The sequence below is a fragment of the Cupriavidus sp. HE11 genome, assembly GCF_056097175.1.
Map to the genome: position 1 here is coordinate 1,040,128 of NZ_CP184464.1, position 17,742 is coordinate 1,057,869.

Annotated in this window: 16 protein-coding genes; 11 read left to right on the forward strand and 5 right to left on the reverse strand. The window is 66.4% G+C overall.

The genetic code is table 11. The annotated features are described in order from the left end of the window. Positions 1-13: 13 nt before the first annotated feature. Both ACOABP_RS04875 and ACOABP_RS04880 read right to left on the reverse strand, forming a co-directional pair. Positions 14-202, reverse strand: a complete 189-nt coding sequence (locus ACOABP_RS04875; RefSeq protein ID WP_029051078.1) for a YjfB family protein — start codon at positions 200-202, stop codon at positions 14-16. A 133-nt stretch (positions 203-335) separates the two neighbouring features. Further along, positions 336-1,367 (reverse strand): CaiB/BaiF CoA transferase family protein, encoded by a 1,032-nt coding sequence (locus ACOABP_RS04880; protein WP_474227200.1) that lies wholly within the window; start codon positions 1,365-1,367, stop codon positions 336-338. Positions 1,368-1,645: 278 nt separating this feature from the next. Between ACOABP_RS04880 and ribBA the strand changes: the two genes are divergently transcribed. The 4 genes from ribBA (at position 1,646) to ACOABP_RS04900 (ending at position 5,184) form a co-directional block, all read left to right on the forward strand. Further along, on the forward strand, positions 1,646-2,761 hold the full coding sequence (ribBA, locus tag ACOABP_RS04885; RefSeq protein ID WP_474227201.1) for a bifunctional 3,4-dihydroxy-2-butanone-4-phosphate synthase/GTP cyclohydrolase II: 1,116 nt from the start codon (positions 1,646-1,648) through the stop codon (positions 2,759-2,761). Positions 2,762-2,862: 101 nt separating this feature from the next. Beyond that, a complete protein-coding gene (gene ribH / locus ACOABP_RS04890; protein WP_029051081.1) occupies positions 2,863-3,372 on the forward strand; it encodes a 6,7-dimethyl-8-ribityllumazine synthase in 510 nt (169 codons plus the stop codon). Next, positions 3,365-3,880 (forward strand): transcription antitermination factor NusB, encoded by a 516-nt coding sequence (gene nusB, locus ACOABP_RS04895; protein ID WP_029051082.1) that lies wholly within the window; start codon positions 3,365-3,367, stop codon positions 3,878-3,880. Before ribH ends, nusB begins: the two co-directional genes overlap by 8 nt. 122 nt (positions 3,881-4,002) lie before the next feature. After that, positions 4,003-5,184, forward strand: coding sequence for a pyridoxal phosphate-dependent aminotransferase (locus ACOABP_RS04900; RefSeq protein ID WP_474227202.1), 1,182 nt, complete (start codon positions 4,003-4,005; stop codon positions 5,182-5,184). Positions 5,185-5,280: 96 nt separating this feature from the next. On the opposite strand, the gene ACOABP_RS04905 is transcribed toward ACOABP_RS04900, so the two are convergent. Further along, entirely contained in the window at positions 5,281-6,360 is a 1,080-nt protein-coding gene (locus ACOABP_RS04905) for a lytic transglycosylase domain-containing protein (RefSeq protein WP_066731882.1), read from the reverse strand. A gap of 648 nt (positions 6,361-7,008) precedes the next feature. On the opposite strand from ACOABP_RS04905, the gene ubiD reads away from it, so the two are divergent. Next, the gene (ubiD, locus tag ACOABP_RS04910) at positions 7,009-8,526 is read left to right on the forward strand and encodes a 4-hydroxy-3-polyprenylbenzoate decarboxylase (RefSeq protein WP_474227203.1); all 1,518 of its coding nucleotides are present in this window, start codon (positions 7,009-7,011) and stop codon (positions 8,524-8,526) included. Positions 8,527-8,639: 113 nt separating this feature from the next. Beyond that, positions 8,640-10,655, forward strand: coding sequence for an acetoacetate--CoA ligase (locus ACOABP_RS04915; protein ID WP_474227204.1), 2,016 nt, complete (start codon positions 8,640-8,642; stop codon positions 10,653-10,655). 27 nt (positions 10,656-10,682) lie between these two features. On the opposite strand, the gene ACOABP_RS04920 is transcribed toward ACOABP_RS04915, so the two are convergent. Further along, on the reverse strand, positions 10,683-11,339 hold the full coding sequence (locus ACOABP_RS04920; RefSeq protein WP_474227205.1) for a glutathione S-transferase family protein: 657 nt from the start codon (positions 11,337-11,339) through the stop codon (positions 10,683-10,685). 281 nt (positions 11,340-11,620) lie between these two features. Between ACOABP_RS04920 and ACOABP_RS04925 the strand changes: the two genes are divergently transcribed. Together ACOABP_RS04925 and ACOABP_RS04930 are read left to right on the forward strand one after the other, a co-directional pair. Beyond that, complete coding sequence (locus ACOABP_RS04925) at positions 11,621-12,847, forward strand: polyhydroxyalkanoate depolymerase (protein ID WP_474227206.1); 1,227 nt, start codon at positions 11,621-11,623, stop codon at positions 12,845-12,847. Positions 12,848-12,928: 81 nt separating this feature from the next. Further along, positions 12,929-13,849 carry an aldose epimerase family protein gene (locus tag ACOABP_RS04930; RefSeq protein ID WP_474227207.1) on the forward strand — a complete coding sequence of 307 codons (921 nt, stop codon included), beginning with the start codon at positions 12,929-12,931 and terminating at the stop codon, positions 13,847-13,849. 15 nt (positions 13,850-13,864) lie between these two features. On the opposite strand, the gene ACOABP_RS04935 is transcribed toward ACOABP_RS04930, so the two are convergent. Further along, positions 13,865-14,254, reverse strand: a complete 390-nt coding sequence (locus ACOABP_RS04935) for a DUF5594 family protein (RefSeq protein ID WP_474227208.1) — start codon at positions 14,252-14,254, stop codon at positions 13,865-13,867. Between the two features lie 365 nt (positions 14,255-14,619). On the opposite strand from ACOABP_RS04935, the gene ACOABP_RS04940 reads away from it, so the two are divergent. From ACOABP_RS04940 to ACOABP_RS04950, 3 genes are read left to right on the forward strand one after another with little or no spacing between them, the layout of a single operon-like run. Beyond that, complete coding sequence (locus ACOABP_RS04940; RefSeq protein ID WP_474227209.1) at positions 14,620-15,354, forward strand: hypothetical protein; 735 nt, start codon at positions 14,620-14,622, stop codon at positions 15,352-15,354. 4 nt (positions 15,355-15,358) lie between these two features. Next, positions 15,359-16,597 carry an AAA family ATPase gene (locus ACOABP_RS04945; RefSeq protein ID WP_474227210.1) on the forward strand — a complete coding sequence of 413 codons (1,239 nt, stop codon included), beginning with the start codon at positions 15,359-15,361 and terminating at the stop codon, positions 16,595-16,597. Next, positions 16,594-17,709, forward strand: coding sequence for a hypothetical protein (locus ACOABP_RS04950; RefSeq protein WP_474227211.1), 1,116 nt, complete (start codon positions 16,594-16,596; stop codon positions 17,707-17,709). The genes ACOABP_RS04945 and ACOABP_RS04950 overlap by 4 nt, the downstream gene beginning before the upstream one ends. Positions 17,710-17,742 lie beyond the last annotated feature (33 nt).

Here is a 17,742-nt window from a genome sequence, read left to right on the forward strand (position 1 = left end):
CGGCGCGCCGGACTTACACCTTGATGTCGATGTTGTTGCCCAGATGCGGCGGATTACTGCCGCCGGAGACGGCCGGCGCCGACTGGAGCAGCTGGGTCATGCTCTGCGCCTGCAGGTCCAGCGTCTTGCGCAGCATCAGCAGCGCGACCGGATCGCTGCCGGCATCGGCTGCGCCCAGCGAACTGACGAGAGAAGTCACCATAGGAATTACCTGACGAGTTGATCAAAAGTGCGACCGCACGGCGCGTACGACTGCGCCATGACGCCGCATCCGTATTGTCGGCACCCATAACAAGAGCTTTAATCATCTCTTCTATTGATCAACGACCCGGACTTCAGGCATCGGGCGCCAGAAACCTGGGCGCGCCAGCCGTATCCAGAGTGCCGTCCTCGCGCTCCACGAACAGGCCCCTCGCAACGTTGTGCGGATGCCGGGCCGCCTGGGCAATACTGAGCACCGGCGCGTAGCACACGTCCGTCCCGCCCAGCAGGCCGTCCCAGTGGGCGCGTGGCTGGCTCAGGAACAGCGCCGTGAAGCGCGCCTTGAGGGCGGGCCAGGCGGCGTGGTCATACTGGCTTGCCGGATCGATGTCTTCCAGGCCCAGTTTCGTCAGCAGCAACGCGTAGAACTGCGGCTCCAGGGCGCCGATCGTGATGAATTCGCCATCGGCGCAGGCGTAGACATCGTAGAAGGGCGACTGATGGAACGGGCTGGGCTGGTCTCCGTCCAGCTGGCCGTTGTTGCGCACCCAGAGGGCGATGCTGCCGAGCATCGCCACCATGTCGACAATGGCACCGTCCACCACGCGGCCACGGCCCGTGGCGCGGGCGTCAAGCATGGCGCAGACCATGCCGAAGGCCAGCCCCAGCGCGCCACCCGCGTCGCCCAGCACCGTGGGCGGGGTGATCGGCGCCTGACCGGGCCGCGCCGCCAGCGACAGCATGCCAGTGAGCGCGACGTAGTTCAGGTCATGTCCGGCGGTCTGCGCCAGCGGCCCGGTCTGGCCCCAGCCTGTCATGCGCCCGTACACCAGCGCGGGATTGCGGGCGGCGCAGTCGGCCGGGCCCAGCCCCAGCCGCTCCATCACGCCAGGCCGGTTGCCTTCGATCAGGCCATCGGCCATGCCGACCAGGCGCAGGGCCTCGGCCAGGTCGGCCGGCTGCTTCAGGTCCAGCGGCACGATGGTCTTGCCGCGCCTGAGCGGGCTAAGCTTGCTGCCGCCCAGCTGGTCGGCCACGGCCGTGCGCTGGCGCCTGGCGATGACTGTGACCTCGGCGCCCATGTCGGCCAGCATCCGGCCAGCCAGCGGCCCGGGACCGAGGCCTTCGAACTCGACAATACGGATGCCCTGCAGTGGTGGATGCATCTGATATCTCCCAGTGATCTGGCCGGCCGTCCCGAAGTCTGGCGGCGCAACCCTTCCGATATGCCGCCTTGCTCACATTCCCGCAACCCGGACCAACCCGGACCCTGCTGCCGGCGGTCGGGGCCGCCCCTGAAGCCGGGGCATCGTCGAACGGCATGGCGTACAATAGCGGCCTTGATTTCGCCGGTCTCGCGGCATCCGCGCCGGCCCTGCCCGCCTGACTGCTTGTCCGATTGCTCGCATCCGCACCCGCCCCTCATTGAACGCCGTCCCAAGCCATGACTATCGCCCGTACTGAAGACATCATTGCCGACATTCGCGCCGGCCGCATGGTCATCCTCGTTGACGAGGAAGACCGCGAGAACGAGGGGGATCTGGTCCTGGCGGCCGACTTCGTGACGCCCGAAGCCATCAACTTCATGGCGAAGTACGGCCGCGGCCTGATCTGCCTGACGCTGACCGCCGAGCGCTGCCGCCAGCTTGAGCTGTATCCGATGGTGTCGCGCAACGGCACCGTGCACGGCACGAACTTCACGGTATCGATCGAGGCCGCCGAGGGCGTGACCACAGGCATCTCGGCCGCCGACCGCTCGCGCACCGTGCAGGCCGCCGTGGCCCGCGATGCCAAGGCCTCCGACCTCGTACAGCCGGGCCATATCTTCCCGCTGACGGCCCAGCCCGGCGGCGTGCTGATCCGCGCCGGCCATACCGAAGCCGGCTGCGACCTGGGCGCACTGGCCGGCCTGACCCCGGCGGCGGTGATCTGCGAGATCATGAAGGACGATGGCACGATGGCGCGCCTGCCCGACCTGATCGAATTCGCACGCGAACACGACCTGAAGATCGGCACGATCGCTGACCTGATTCACTACCGCAGCCGTACCGAGAGCATTATCGAACGCACGGGCGAGCGCGACATGCAGACGCCGTGGGGCAAGTTCCGCAGCGTCATGTACCGCGACAAGCCGTCGGGCCGCGCCCATCTGGCGCTGGTCAAGGGCCAGCCGCATCCGGATACGGCAACCCTGGTGCGCGTGCACGAGCCGCTGTCGGTGCTGGACCTGCTGGAAGCCGGCCGCACCACGCACTCGTGGAGCCTGCCGGCGGCCCTGGAAACGCTGCACGGCGCCGAACAGGGCGTGATGGTGCTGCTGAACTGCGGCGACGCGCCCGAGCAGCTGTTCGAACAGTTTGCCGCGCTGGACGCCCCGCACAACCGCCCGCGCCGCAAGCCCGACCTGCGCACGTACGGCGTGGGCGCCCAGATCCTGCGCGATATCGGCGTGGGCAAGATGCGCGTGCTGGGCTCGCCGCGCAAGATGCCGAGCATGACCGGTTACGATCTGGAAATCGTCGGCTGCCAGCCCATGGATGGCGAGCCGAATTGCGATTGAACGCGATTGAAGGCGACTGAACGAAGCACCCGCCCGCGGTACGGAATCACGCGGCACCGGCATTCCTGCCGATGCCTGACCGAATGAATGGAGAACTGACAATGGATCACGGCTTCTACGAGAGCAACCTCGACGGTGAAGGCCTGCGCATCGGTATTGTGCAAGCCCGTTTCAACGAGCCTGTCTGCGACGAGCTGCGCGAAGCCTGCACGGCGGAACTGGAAAAGCTCGGTGTCGAGGGCGAAGACACGCTGCTGGTGACCGTGCCTGGCGCGCTCGAAGTGCCGCTGGCCCTGCAGAAGATGGCCGAAAGCGGCCAGTTCGACGCCCTGATCGCACTGGGCGCCGTGGTGCGCGGCGAGACCTATCATTTCGAACTGGTCTCGAACGAATCGGGCGCCGGCATCACGCGCGTGGGCCTGGATTTCAACGTGCCCATCGCCAACGGCATCCTGACCGTCGACACCGACGCGCAGGCGCATGCCCGCACGCGCGAAAAGGGCCGTGACTGCGCCCGCACCGCCGTGGAAATGGCCAACCTGGTCGTCGCGCTGGACTCCCTGCGCGAGAACGACGGCCGCGATGAAGATGACGAGGAAGATGATGAGTAATGCCCCCGATAACGGCGACGCGCAAGACGCCGCCGGCAAGCCGGCCGGCGCCAAGGCGCGCACCGAACCCAAGGCACCGCCCAAGAGCGCGCGCCGCCGGTCCCGGGAACTGGCCCTGCAAGGCCTGTATCAGTGGCTGCTGAATCGCAACGATATTGGTGCGATTCAGGCCCACCTGCATGACGCGCAAGGCTTCAACAAGGCCGATCGCGAGCATTTCGACGCGCTACTGGGCGGCGCCGTACGCGAGGAAGCGCGCCTGACGGCCGCCTTCGAGCCGTTCCTGGACCGTACCGTCGACGAACTGTCGCCGGTGGAACGCGCCGCCCTGCTGGTGGGCAGCTACGAGCTGGTGCACTGCCTGGACATCCCGTACAAGGTCGTCATCAACGAAGCCGTGGAACTGACCAAGACCTTCGGCGGCGTGGAAGGCTACAAGTACGTGAATGGCGTGCTCGACAAGCTGGCCGCCCAGGTGCGCGCGCCCGAGGTGGCAGCGCGCCGCTAAACACGCATCCACTGACTGGATGTTGCAATCCGGCGTCCGGCATCCCATGATGCCAGTCACCGGCATGACACCCGCTCCGGCGGGTGTTTTTGTTTCAACCCTGTGCTTTCGTCCCTATCGCCATGGACTACCAGCGTATCGCCACCGCTTCCCGACTTGCCAACATCGAGGCCTTCCACGTGATGGAACTGGCCAAGCAGGCCGCCGAGCTTGAACGTGCCGGCCGGCACATCATCCACATGGGCATTGGCGAGCCCGATTTCACGGCCGCCGCGCCCGTCATCCACGCGGCCGAGGCCGCGATGCGGCGCGGCGTGACGCAGTACACCGGCGCCCTGGGCATTCACTCGCTGCGCGAGGCCATTGCCGGCTACTACAAGACCGCCTACGGGCTGGATATCCCCGAGCGGCGCGTGATCGTCACGGCCGGTGCCTCGGGCGCGCTGCTGCTGGCCTGCGCGGTGCTGGTGGAAATCGGCGCCGAAGTGCTGATGCCGGACCCAAGCTACCCGTGCAACCGCCATTTCGTGGCGGCGTTCGACGGCCAGGCGAAAATGATCCCGAGCGGCCCGGCGGAGCGCTTCCAGCTGACGGCCGCCCAGGTGGCAGCCCATTGGGGCGAAAAGACGCGCGGCGTGCTGCTGGCATCGCCATCGAACCCGACCGGCACGTCGATCCTGCCTGACGAGCTCAAGGCCATCCTGGCAGAAGTGCGCGAGCGCCGCGGCTTCGCCATCCTCGACGAGATCTACCAGGGCCTGTCGTACGATGCCCCACCCGTCTCGGCACTGGCGCTCGACGACAATGTGATCACCGTCAACAGCTTCTCGAAGTACTTCAACATGACCGGCTGGCGGCTTGGCTGGCTGGTGGTGCCCGATGCGCTGGTGCCGGCGTTCGAGAAGGTGGCGCAGAACCTGTTCATCTGCGCATCGGCGGTGGCCCAGCATGCGGCCGTAGCCTGCTTCTCGCCCGAGGCGCTGGCAATCTACGACGAGCGCAAGGCCGAATTCCATCGGCGCCGCGACGCGATCCTGCCCGCGCTTGAAGCGCTAGGGCTGCGCGTGCCGGTGAAGCCCGACGGCGCGTTCTATGTCTACGCCGACTGCCGCCACGTGAACCACCCGGCCGCGGGCGACGCCGACAAGCTGACGCAGGCCATCCTGCACGATGCCGGTGTGGTGATGGTGCCGGGCACGGACTTCGGCCCGCATACGGCGCGCGACTACATCCGGATCTCGTATGCGACGTCGATGGCCAATATCGAGGAAGCGATGGACCGCATGCATCATTTCCTGCGCTAGGTCTTATCCGGGCAGCGGACGCGGACCTGCACCGGAAAAACAGAAAGGCACCCCGAGGGGTGCCTTTCTTCTTGCAGGATCGAACCGACCGGAGGGTCAGGCCGCCTGCGCGGTATTGCCGGAGGCTTCCAGCTTTTCGCCGTTCTGGTGATGCTCGGCCTGCGTCTTGGCATCGCCGGCTGCCGTGGCCGGAAGGCCAAGCAGCGCGCGCAGACGCGCCCGTTCGGCCAGCACCTTGGCGCCATAGCCGCCGTCGGTGTTGGTCGTGGCACCCACGTAGTACTTCAGGCCGCCCTCGATCGAACCGGCTCGGGCGATGCAGTCCTTCAGCACCAGCGCACCGATCTTGATGTTGGCGTACGGATTCAGCGCGGCGGTCACGCCGCCCACGGCCTCGTACTTGTCCTGATGGACCTTGGTCATCACCTGCATCAGGCCCTGCGCCCCGACGCCGCTTTCGGCGTACGGATTGAAGCTGGACTCGATGGCGATCACGCCCAGGATCAGCAGCGGATCGATACCGACCTCGCGACCAGTCATGTAGGCAGCCTTGACCAGCTGGGCGGTCGCCTGGCTGGCCACGCGGTACTTGCGCGCGATGTACTCCGCCACGGCGGCCTGTTCGCGTGCCGATCCCAGCGCGCTCGTATTACGCGCGTCCAGCGCCACGCGCTGCACCGGAATCTGGGCAGCCAGGTGCGCCACCGACGGAACCTTGCCCGCAGGGGTCTGGCTCCATTCGTCGACGCCCGACACGGTCGGCAGGCCCTTGGCCGTTGCCGGCACTGCGGCCAGCAGCCTTGCAGCGGCGGCGTCAGCCGACATGGCCGGCACCGAGGTGCTTGCCACCGTGTGCACCGTATTCGCCGCTTCGGCATTCGCCACGGCGGCGTCCACCAGCACGGCAGGCGCTTCATTGCCCGCCAGTGCCCCGGCGAGCGACGTCCGCCATTGCTGGCTGACAGTGAGGGTGACCGCTGCGGCCACCGACAACACCCCGAGACTGTTCAGGGTGTACTTCAAGGTTGTGCGGCCGCCGCGCAGCAACGCGCGACCTGCCACCGGATGGGCCAGTCGCACTTGCAGTGCACGGCTCACACCGGGTACCGGCTGTCTGAGGCGGACCTGCAATGCCCGCCCGATGCCGGGAAGATGAAGGGTTTTCCAACCGCTCATGCTTACCTCCATCCGTCGCCCGCTGCGCGCGCCTGACAACTGCACGTGCCCGATCTCAACGTATTCAAGTAAGGATGCTGCGCCACCTAGCAGGGGTGTCCAGCATCTGTTGGCGGGCGCTCCCCATGCGCCCAACGAGAAACAGGGTACAGCTTGGGGAGCCGCACCCTGCCACTAAGACTCACTCAATCGACTCTGGCATCCCGCCAGAGGACTGCGCACCGGGCTCCTCCCTGGGGCCGCTTGATGGACAGTCGATTCGGAAATGTCGACGTTGCTTTTTTCGCTGCCGCCCTCTTGACACGAGGGCCGAAGCTATGTTGCAGCGCAACACTCCTTAGAGCAGACCGGATTGTAGGAACGCTTTTATAACCCGTCAAGCATAAGAAAAGCAAAAATTCCTACTTTTGGAAATATGTAACAAGGCCTTTTTAGACACTCCGGGGCTGACCACTGCCCTCCGAGGGCAAGCCCCGCTTAGGCTGGCAATTGTCTGAACAAATGACTATCGTCATCAATTACTTACAATTTCTCTGCGTCCGCTGGCACGTTTTTTTTGCGCCTTTGAGGTGGCGTGTGTATCGTCACACACATCGCTGCAGCGTGCCATGGGATGGCGCGACGCCACATCTCCGAACCAAATTCACTATGCAATACAAAGATTTGCGCGATTTCATCGGTCAGCTCGAACAGCGCGGTGACCTCAAGCGCGTGACCGCACCGGTATCGCCGAACCTGGAAATGACCGAGGTCTGCGACCGCCTGTTGCGTGCGGAAGGCCCGGCCGTCCTGTTCGAACATCCGCGCCGCGACGATGGTGATATCTATAAAGTGCCGGTCCTGGCAAATCTGTTCGGGACGCCACAAAGAGTAGCGCTTGGCATGGGCGCGTCGACACTGGAAGATTTGCGCGATATCGGCCGCGTGCTGTCGGCGCTCAAGGAGCCCGAGCCACCACGCGGCCTGCGTGAAGCCGGCAAGCTGTTCACGCTGGCAAAATCGGTGTGGGACATGGCCCCCAAGCGCGTCAGCAGCCCCGCCTGCCAGGAAATCGTCTGGGAAGGCAACGACGTCGACCTGGCGCGGCTGCCGATCCAGACCTGCTGGCCCGGCGACGCCGCACCGCTGATTACATGGGGCCTGGTCGTGACCAAGGGCCCACACAAGAAGCGCCAGAACCTGGGTATCTATCGCCAGCAGGTCATCAGCCGCAACCAGGTGATCATGCGCTGGCTGGCGCATCGCGGCGGCGCGCTCGACTTCCGCGAACACGCGCTGGCAAATCCGGGCAAGCCGTTCCCGATCGCCGTGGCACTGGGCGCCGACCCGGCCACGATCCTGGGCGCGGTCACCCCGGTGCCCGATACGCTGTCCGAGTACCAGTTTGCCGGCCTGCTGCGCGGCAGCCGTACCGCGCTGGCGAACTGCATCACGCCGACCCTGTCCGAACTGTCGGTGCCGGCATCGGCCGAATTCGTGCTCGAAGGCCATATCCAGCCCGACCCGAACCATCCGTCCGGGTACCAGCACGCGCTGGAGGGCCCGTACGGCGACCACACCGGCTATTACAACGAGCAGGACTGGTTCCCGGTATTCACGATCGACCGCATCACCATGCGGCGCGACCCCATCTACCACTCCACCTACACCGGCAAGCCGCCCGATGAGCCGGCCGTGCTGGGCGTGGCCCTCAACGAAGTGTTCGTGCCGCTGCTGCAGAAGCAGTTTCCGGAGATCACCGACTTCTACCTGCCGCCCGAAGGCTGCAGCTACCGCATGGCGGTGGTGCGCATGAAGAAGCAATACGCCGGCCATGCCAAGCGCGTGATGTTCGGCGTGTGGAGCTTCCTGCGCCAGTTCATGTACACCAAGTTCATCATCGTGGTGGACGACGACATCGACGCGCGCGACTGGAAGGAAGTGATCTGGGCCATCACCACGCGCGTGGACCCCAGTCGCGACACGGTGATGGTCGACAACACCCCGATCGATTACCTCGACTTCGCCTCGCCCGTCTCGGGCCTGGGTTCGAAGATGGGCATCGATGCCACCGACAAGTGGCCTGGCGAAACCGCGCGCGAGTGGGGCACGCCGATCAAGATGGACCCGGCCGTGAAGACGCGCGTCGACGAAATCTGGGGCACGCTGTTCGAATCCGGCAAGTAGCCGGCAAGTTGCCACCCAGGTAGCCCCCGCACGGGCGGGGCGGTGGTCCGCTATCATTTGCGGACCACCCATCACTCTAAGGGCCTGCGTCAGACGGGCCGCGGAGGAGACAAATGACCCTTGCAGGGAAGCTGATGTGGACGCCCACGCAGGCGTTCGCCGACGGCAGCCAGCTGGCCGCCTTCATGCACTGGCTGCGCCACGAGCGTGCGCTGGATTTCCGCGACTACGCCAGCCTGTGGCAGTGGTCGGTCACCGATATCGAGGCATTCTGGCAAGCCATCGTCGACTATTTCGACGTGCGCTTCGACACGCCGGCCAGCGCCGTCCTGGCCCGGCGCGCCATGCCCGGTGCACGCTGGTTCGAAGGCGCCACGCTCAACTACGTCCAGCAGGTATTCCGCCACGCAGGCACGGGCCCGGCCCGCGCACGCACGGCCATCCGCCATGCCGGCGAGGCGCAGCCGCTGGCCGACATCAGCTGGGACACCCTTGAAGCACAAGTGGCCTCGCTGGCGCATGCGCTGCGCCAGATGGGCGTGACGCGTGGCGACCGCGTGGCGGGCTACCTGCCGAACATCCCGGCAACCGTCGTGGCCTTCCTGGCCACGGCCAGCATCGGCGCCATCTGGTCCGGCTGCGCGCCGGACATGGGCCAGGTGGCCGTGATCGACCGCTTCCGGCAGATCGAGCCGAAGGCACTGATCGCGGTGGACGGCTACCGCTATGGCGGCAAGGCGTACGACCGCGCACCCGTCATCGCCGACCTGGTGGCCGCCCTGCCCTCGCTGACCGATATCGTGATCGTGCCGACGCTGGGCAGCGACATCGACGCGGCCATCGGCCGCACCAATACGCGCCTGCGCCGCCACGCGTGGGCCGAAGTGCTCGCGCACGACGTACCGCTGCAGGTAGATCCGGTGCCGTTCGACCATCCGCTGTGGATCGTCTACTCGTCGGGCACCACGGGCATGCCAAAGCCAATCGTGCACGGCCACGGCGGCATCGTGATCGAGCAGCTCAAGCTGATGGCCTTCCACAACAACCTGGGCGCCGACGACGTATTTCACTGGTACAGCAGCAGCGGCTGGATCATGTGGAACGCACAGGTGGCCGGCCTGCTGCTGGGCACGACCATCGCGCTATACGACGGCAATCCGGCGTGGCCCGATGCCGGCGTGCTCTGGCGTTTCGTTGACGATGCCCGCATGACGCTGTTCGGCGCCGGCGCCGCGTTCTTCACCAACTGCATGAAGGCGGGCGTGGAGCCGACGCAGATTGCCGATGTGTCACGCCTGCGCGGCATCGGCTCCACCGGCTCGCCGCTGTCGGAAGACGCCTATGCCTGGATCTATGCCCATGTCCGCGAAGACGTCTGGCTGGCGCCGATGTCGGGCGGTACCGACTTTGCCGGATCGTTCGTGGCGGGCTGCCCGGTGCTGCCGGTCTACGCCGGCGAGATGCAATGCCGATGCCTGGGCGCCAAGGTGGAAGCGTTCGACGAGCACGGCCGCACATTGATCGACGAGGTGGGCGAACTGGTCTGCACCGAGCCGATGCCGTCGATGCCGCTGTTCCTGTGGGGCGATGCCGATGGCAAGCGCTATCGCGACAGCTACTTCGACGTGTACCCGAACGCGTGGCGTCATGGCGACTGGATCCGCATCACGCCACGCGGCGGCGCCATCATCTACGGGCGCTCCGACGCGACGATCAACCGCCACGGCATCCGCATGGGCACCAGCGAGCTGTATCGCGTGGTGGAGGAGTTGCCCGAAGTGCTCGACAGCATGGTGGTCGACCTCGAATACCTGGGGCGCGAATCGTATATGCCGCTGTTCGTGGTGCTGCGCGACGGCATGACGCTGGACGATGCCCTGTGCGACGCCATGCGTGCCCGCATCCGCGCGGCGCTGTCTTCCCGGCACGTGCCGAACGAGATCGTGCAGGTGCCCGGCGTGCCGCGCACGCTGTCGGGCAAGAAGATGGAAGTTCCGATCAAGAAGCTGCTGCTGGGCCATGCGCCGGACCGGATCGCCAATCCGGACGCTATGGCCAATCCGGACTGCCTGGCGTGGTACTTCGCCTATGCAGCCGACTATCTGACGCGCCAGCCCCGCGTGGCCTGAGCGGCGCGGCTGGCAGGCGGCCCGGCGTCAGAACTCCACGTCGAGTTCGCTGATCTCGTCGGGCTCCTCGCGCGCCGCGCCAATCCATTCCTGCATCTCCGGCATCGCCAGGATGGTCTTGCAGAACTCCACCAGCGGCGCTTCCAGCTGCACGCCATAGGTGACGAAGCGGGTGACCACCGGCGCATACATCGCATCGGCCACGGTGCGATGCTTGCCGAACAGGTAGGGGCCGCCGTAGCGCGTCAGGCATTCGGTCCAGATCGTGGTGATGCGGTCGATGTCGGCCTGCGCCCGCGACCACACCTTGAGGCCCGGGAAATGGCCCTTGAGGTTCATTGGCAGCGCCGCGCGCATGGCGGCAAACCCGGAGTGCATCTCGCCGCAGATGGCGCGGCAATGGGCCCGCGCAACCAGTTCGTCGGGCAGCAGCCGGGCCTTCGGCTTGATCTCGTTGAGGTATTCGGCAATCGCCAGCGTGTCCCACACGGTCACGCCCTGATGCCGCAGGCACGGCACCAGGATCGACGGCGAGAGCAGCAGGATTTCGGCGCGCACGGCGGGATCGTCGGGCGGCACCAGCACCTCGTCGAACTCCAGCCCCGCAAAGCGCGCGAGCAGCCAGCCGCGTAGCGACCACGATGAATAGGTCTTGCTGCTGATGGTCAGGGTTGTCTTGGCCATCTTGCCTCCTCCGCCCCCGGGGCGTAACGTCCGCTTGCAGTATCGGCGGCCCGGACGCGTTCCGCCAGTACGCACCCGGCCGGTGCGCCTGCTGCATGGTTGGCACCAGCCCGATGCGCCTGCCACATCGCGCACTGCTGCCGCGCGATGGCAAAGCCACCCGATGCACCGCGTGTGTTCCGGCGCACGGAACCGATTCCCGATCCGCAACCTGCGTGCCAACATGAAGGGCGATGGCACATTAATTGCGGCGCCAAGGATCGCAAGCGGGAGATCGAGCCATGCTCTACCAGTCCTACCAGACATACGCAGACCTGATGCAGCCGGCGTGCTCGCTGGCCGACATCACGGCCACGCTGCTCGGTGCATGGCGCCGTGGCGACCAATCCGAGCCGCTGCGCACGCTGCGCGCGGCATGTGAAGTGTTGGCGCTGGCCCGACTCACCCACTACCGCCCGCCCTTTGGCATCGACAGCGTGCGCATCCATGGGCAGGACGTGCCAGTTGTCGAGGAAGTGGTAACGCGCACGCCGTTCTGCACGCTGCTGCGGTTTCGCCGCGAGGGCGTGCCGCAGCAGCCACGTGTGCTGCTGGTGGCGCCAATGTCGGGCCACTTTGCCACGCTATTGCGCGGCACCGTGGAAACCATGCTCCGCGACCATGACGTCTACATTACCGACTGGCACAACCCGCGCGATGTGCCGCTGGCGTGCGGCCGATTCGGCTTCGACGAATTCGTGCAGCACCTGATCGCCTTCCTGCACGCACTGGGCGGCAACACGCACCTGGTGGCCGTATGCCAGCCCACCGTGGCCGCGCTGGCTGCCGCCGCGCTGATGGCCGAAGATGGCGACCCGATGCAGCCGCCCAGCCTGACCCTGATGGCCGGCCCGATCGACGCCCGCGTAAATCCGACGCGCGTCAACGCGCTGGCCACCAGCCGCCCCATCGAATGGTTCGAGAACACGCTGATTGGTTATGTACCCTGGCGGTTTGCCGGCGCCATGCGGCGCGTGTATCCGGGCTTCGTGCAGCTGATCGCCTTCATGAGCATGAACCGCGAGCGGCACGAGCAGGCGCTGCGCGACCTGTACGAACTGCGCACCCGTGGCGAGCACGCCAAGGCCAATGCCATCCAGGCGTTCTACACCGAGTACTTCGCCACGATGGACCTGACGGCCGAGTTCTACCTGGAAACGGTCAGCCTGATATTCCAGCGCTTTCTGCTGGCGCAGGGCCTGCTGGACGTGGGCGGGCGACGGGTATCGACGCGCGCCATTTGCCGCACGGCACTGCTGACCATCGAAGGCGAGCGCGACGATATCTGCGCCATCGGGCAGACCATGGCCGCGCAGGACCTGTGTTCGAGCCTGCGCCCCTACCTGCGCATGCATCACATCCAGACCGGAGTCGGCCACTACGGCGTATTCAACGGCAGGCACTGGGAGGCACAGATCTACCCGCTGGTACGCGAAACCATCTACATGAGCGACGACATCCGGCGGTAGGGGCCGTGAGCGTGTGAGAGGCTGGCCGCACCAAGCCGGCGCCGCACTTGCGCTACGCTTGCGGTTTTCGACACGCCACGGATGCCGACGATGACCACGACACAGCGCTTCCAGGGCCAGGACCTGCTCCGGGTCGGCCATGACGACCACTACCTGCTGCTGGCCCCCGCGCACGGCGGGCGGCTCGTACGCTGGGTGCATCGCGGACACGACATCCTCTACTGGCCCGACGACGCGGACTGGGCCCGCGTCGCGAAGGTGCGTGGCGGCAATCCGCTGCTGTTTCCGTTTATCGGCCGGCACTTCTTCGATGGCGAAGCGGGCCGCTGGCGCGACAGCGCCGGCGTGGTCCACGAACTGCCCCAGCATGGTTTTGCGCGCGACCTGCCATTCTCTGTCTCGGCGCTATCGGAGGATACCGTCAGCCTGTCGCTGACATCGTCGGACCTGACCCGGCCGGGCTATCCGTTCGCGTTTGTGTTCACGGCGACGTATCGGCTGGTGCCCAACGGGCTCGACGTCTCGCTGCACATCCGCAATACCGGGGACGTGGCGCTGCCCCCGTTGCCTTACTACGCGGGCCATCATTTCTACTTCGCCCTGCCGCATCAGGCGCGCGGACAGAGCCGCATCGTCATGCCGCCCGCAGGGCGCGTGCGGCAGCAGGCCGATGGCAGCCTGACGGCGCCCGAGCCGGGCGAGCCCGCCTATCGACTGGACGATCCGCGGCTGCAGGACACCTTCCATGTCCTGCAGGCCACGCCAGGCGATGCTGGCGCTGCGCGACTGGAACTGCCCGCCTGCACGATCGAGATCGCGCTCGATGCCCCAGACGCAGTGCCCTGGTATGCCGTGACCACCTGGACCGAGCGCGACGACTCCGACTTCTACTGCGTCGAGCCGTGGCTCGGCCTGCCGAACGCCATCCACCACGGACACGGGTTGCGATGGCTGCCGGGCGGGACGGAAGAGACCGCGACGTGCCGGCTGGTCATTCGATAGCCTCGTCGATCGCCGTCAATGCACCAGATGCTCGAAATCGAGCCCGCCGATCAGCACCGTGGGCTCTGCCTGCGTGCGCGAGTTGAAATCGATCTGCCGGGGTTCCTGCCAGGCATCAAGCTTGGCCGGCAAGGCTTCGAGGTACGCGTCGAAGCGCACATCGCCACCCGATGCAAACAGGCGATCCACTTCGAAGCTGTCCCACGATAACGTGATGTCGATCGGATGCGCGTAGCGGCCGCCATCAGGCCGGGCCGCCGCCCAGACGCGCAGGCAGGCGGGCTGGTCCGGCGCGGCTGCCGGCAGGATATCCGTATGCAACATGCCGCGGGACAGACGCTGCACGCGCTCGACAATGCGCGGGAGCAGATCGGAATTGAAGCGTTGGGCGGGAACTGGGTGCACGGGCGGGGGCGTCTCGTGTGGGCAATGGGGGCTATTGTGCGCCGGGTCGCTCTTCCGTGGTGCGCCCGCGCTGCATGTCCGCATAGCCAGACATCCAAGCAAGGCTTCGCGATGCAGGTTCGCGGCATGCCTTTACGCCACCGCCATCGATTGTTGGTCCGCAGCAACATACCCCTCTTCGGTGCGCCGCCGAATCGATAGCACGGTGATAGCGTATCGCCGGATTACGCGCAGTCGCAGTATCGCGAACAACACAACAAGAACCGCATCCGATGGACCACGACGCTCCTGTCGAGCCGCAGCGACTGCATGCAAGGCCCGCCACCGCGCCGGCCGCAAGACACCGCCCATTCGCCGTCCCCGCAGTGCTTGCCACCTTCGTCATGGCAGGTACGCTGGCCGGCTCCGGTGCATTCGGCCGCATCCTTCCTCCGTTCCTGCTGCATGGCGCCGACCGGCTGACGTCCACACAGCAACAGGCGCGTATCGAGGCGTTCAATGCCGTTGAGGCATTGCCGGTGGCTGCTGTCGAGGACAAGGACATCGGCCGCGCGCTGGCCGGCATGCAGCTCGACGCGCCCGCCCGCCAGGCACTGGCGCACGAACTCCGCGCCGATGCCGATGCGGTGGCGCTTCCCGCATCACTCCCCGCATCACTATCCACGCCGCTGCCCACGTCATCGCCAACGTCGCCCCCGACACCGAATCCCACGCCAGCCGCAGCACCCACCGGACAGGCAGCCGTCGCGACGCCCGCCACGGCGCCGACGCCGACGCCAGCACCGCGTGCGGCCGTTGTACCAGCGCCCAAGCCCGTCCGCGCTGCCGCGCGGCTTGTCTGGATCACGCTGTGGGATACCGATGACGAAGACGGCGATGTCGTGCGCATTCATAGCCAGGGCTATTCACGCGTGGTGGCACTCACGCGCGAGCCGGTCACCTTTGCGGTGCCGGTATTGCCGTCGGGCGTGGTCGACGTGGCCGGCGTGCGCGATGGCGAAGGGGGCGGCGTGACGATTGGGGTGGCATCTGGCACATCGCGTGTCACGCTGCCGATCATGAGCGTGGGCCAGACCATCGGCCTGCATATCAAGGGCTGACCCGATGCGCGCCTTGCTGAGCGTTGCCAGCCGCTGGCTGCCGCTGGTTTTCCTGGTGATGGCCTCGCTGGCCATCGCGCAATTCTGGATGCAGAACGGCCCATCCGCCGCCACGATGCAGCATGGCCTGCAAGATGCCGGCGCGTGGTTGCGTGGCAAGGCCTGGTACCTGTTCGTGCTGGCCGGCGTGTTGTGGTTTCTGGTGTTCGCGGGGCTGTTTCATGAGCGCGCGGGTCGCGCGAAGCAAGGGGGATGGGGAATGGATGTGCTGGATCGCCTGACCAACAAACGCGTGATCGAAGAAAAGCTCGCGGCGGAATCCGCGGCAGTCTTTATCGACGCCGGCCAGCTTGCCGCTTCGCTCAAGGGCAAGGTCATCGGGCAGGACGCGGTTTGCGACGACATGGCCATGCAGATTCGCCGCCGGCTGGCGCTCCGGCAGCGTGGCAAACCCGTGGGCGTGTTCCTGCTGGCCGGCCCGCCCGGCACCGGCAAGACCTACCTTGCCAAGCGACTGGCGCATGAACTGCAGCGGACGCTGCTGCATCTGGACATGACGCAATTCTCGCGCGGTGGCTTTGCGGCCTCGTCGCTGTTCGGCTCGTCCAAGGGTTACGTGGGATCGGACAGCTACGGCAAGCTCACTGCGGCCATGCGCGATGCCCCCGAATCCGTGGTGCTGCTCGACGAGTTCGAGAAGGCCCACAGCGAAGTCCACAAGAATTTCCTGACCGCCTGGAACGACGGCTTCATTACCGAGGCCTCGGACGGGCGGCAGGTTGCCACCGCGCAAGCCATCTTCGTCCTGACCACCAACGCCGCTACCGACGCGCTGCAGGATATTGCCGCCCGCCTGGCGCACGATCCCGATGCCATGCGCCAGTCGGCAACGCATGCCCTGCGTGAGGCCGGCATTGCACCCGAAGTGCTGAACCGCATCGACCGCATCTTCGTATTCCGGCCGCTGTCGGGCATGGACGTGGCCCGCGTGACCGCGCTGGAAATCGAGGCAATGATCCAGGGTTACGGCCTGGAGGTGGTGGAAGGCGGCATCGATCCCGAGGTACTGATCTCGCTGATGCACCGCCAGGCGCGACTCGGCGGCGGCGCCTCGTCACGCGACCTCGTGCGCGCGGCCGAGGAGTCGATTGCCGATACGCTGATCGAGGCCCGCCAGAAGGGCCACACGCGCATCGCGCTAGTGGCATCGGCCGCATCGATCAAGGCGCGACCCGCCGCATGACACCGCAGCCGACCACGTGGACCACCGCAGGACGCCGGCTCTGGCAGCGTGCGGGGCTCTGGCGCGCGTCGCTGCTGCTTGCGCTGGCGTCCACCGCGGCGTTCGTGGCGTTCCCGCCGGAAGCGCGGCATACCGGCCCCCCCGCCGACAGCGCGACGGCCAACGCCAGCTACACGCCACCGCCCCGACCCAATCCGCCAATCCAGGCGTCGGTCAATCCGACGGTCGATCCGCCGACGATGCCGTCGACCAGCCCGCCGGCCACCCCTCAGCCCGCCGCAGCGACGAAGCCCGCGCTGGCGCCACTGGAAAGTGCCGCGCCAGCACCCGTAACACCCGCCAGACCGCCGCGCCCCGCTCCCGCCGCTGCGCCTGCCATCACGGCCGACAAGCCAGTCCATGCGACGCCGATGACTGCACAGATCCAGGCGTCAGCCGGGGCGTCGCCCGGAACCATGATGGGCCGCTCGTTCCGCGACAAATTTGTGATCAACGGCCATCCCCTGCCGTTGCCGCCGGGCAGCTGGACCGTGCTAGCCGAGATTCGCGGCAATCGCCCCGAGGCAGCCAGCTACTCATGGTTCCTGGCGCGTATCGAACGGCAGCGGCTGGCAGGCGCGATCGTCGTCGTGTCGGCGGTATCGAATTCCACGCCACCGGCCGGCTTTCCGGCGTCGCAGGCCTGCAATGACGGCAATTCGCTCTACATCGCCAACGAATCGAACATCGCCAACGGCAGCCAGGCCTGCTGGCTGATGCACAACACCTTCACGCTGCCGTGGACGCGCTGGGATGATCGTGGCGTTCGCATCGGCCAGGTGGAGCGCGCCGCGGCCGGCGAGTTGTCGCTGCGCAACGTCGCCTATCCGCAGGATTTCGTCACGGTCCAGTTTCATCGCGCGAGCAAGGCCGAAGTACTCGATGTGTCGTACATGTTCAGTCCGGAACAGGAACAACTGACTTCGGCACCGGCTACGACCTTCCGCGAATCCGACTGGTATGGACCGAATATCGCACGCGACCCGGCAAAGATGGCCTACGTGTCGCGGCTGAAGCAATGGGGGACTGGATGGTGGGATCGATTCAAGCTAGCCTTTTCAATCGCGCAGTAGGCGCGGGCATCGCCACGCGAACCGCTGCGGCGG

Excerpts from the sequence above, each read along its gene's own strand:
- ACOABP_RS04950 (WP_474227211.1), top strand. The coding sequence starts at position 16,594 with ATGACACCGCAGCCGACCACGTGGACCACCGCAGGACGCCGGCTCTGG.
- ribBA (WP_474227201.1), top strand. The coding sequence starts at position 1,646 with ATGACTATCGCCCGTACTGAAGACATCATTGCCGACATTCGCGCCGGC.
- ACOABP_RS04925 (WP_474227206.1), top strand. The coding sequence starts at position 11,621 with ATGCTCTACCAGTCCTACCAGACATACGCAGACCTGATGCAGCCGGCG.
- ACOABP_RS04915 (WP_474227204.1), top strand. The coding sequence starts at position 8,640 with ATGACCCTTGCAGGGAAGCTGATGTGGACGCCCACGCAGGCGTTCGCC.
- ACOABP_RS04905 (WP_066731882.1), bottom strand. The coding sequence starts at position 6,360 with ATGAGCGGTTGGAAAACCCTTCATCTTCCCGGCATCGGGCGGGCATTG.
- nusB (WP_029051082.1), top strand. The coding sequence starts at position 3,365 with ATGAGTAATGCCCCCGATAACGGCGACGCGCAAGACGCCGCCGGCAAG.
- ACOABP_RS04930 (WP_474227207.1), top strand. The coding sequence starts at position 12,929 with ATGCCGACGATGACCACGACACAGCGCTTCCAGGGCCAGGACCTGCTC.
- ACOABP_RS04920 (WP_474227205.1), bottom strand. The coding sequence starts at position 11,339 with ATGGCCAAGACAACCCTGACCATCAGCAGCAAGACCTATTCATCGTGG.
- ACOABP_RS04875 (WP_029051078.1), bottom strand. The coding sequence starts at position 202 with ATGGTGACTTCTCTCGTCAGTTCGCTGGGCGCAGCCGATGCCGGCAGC.
- ubiD (WP_474227203.1), top strand. The coding sequence starts at position 7,009 with ATGCAATACAAAGATTTGCGCGATTTCATCGGTCAGCTCGAACAGCGC.
- ACOABP_RS04880 (WP_474227200.1), bottom strand. The coding sequence starts at position 1,367 with ATGCATCCACCACTGCAGGGCATCCGTATTGTCGAGTTCGAAGGCCTC.
- ACOABP_RS04900 (WP_474227202.1), top strand. The coding sequence starts at position 4,003 with ATGGACTACCAGCGTATCGCCACCGCTTCCCGACTTGCCAACATCGAG.
- ribH (WP_029051081.1), top strand. The coding sequence starts at position 2,863 with ATGGATCACGGCTTCTACGAGAGCAACCTCGACGGTGAAGGCCTGCGC.
- ACOABP_RS04945 (WP_474227210.1), top strand. The coding sequence starts at position 15,359 with ATGCGCGCCTTGCTGAGCGTTGCCAGCCGCTGGCTGCCGCTGGTTTTC.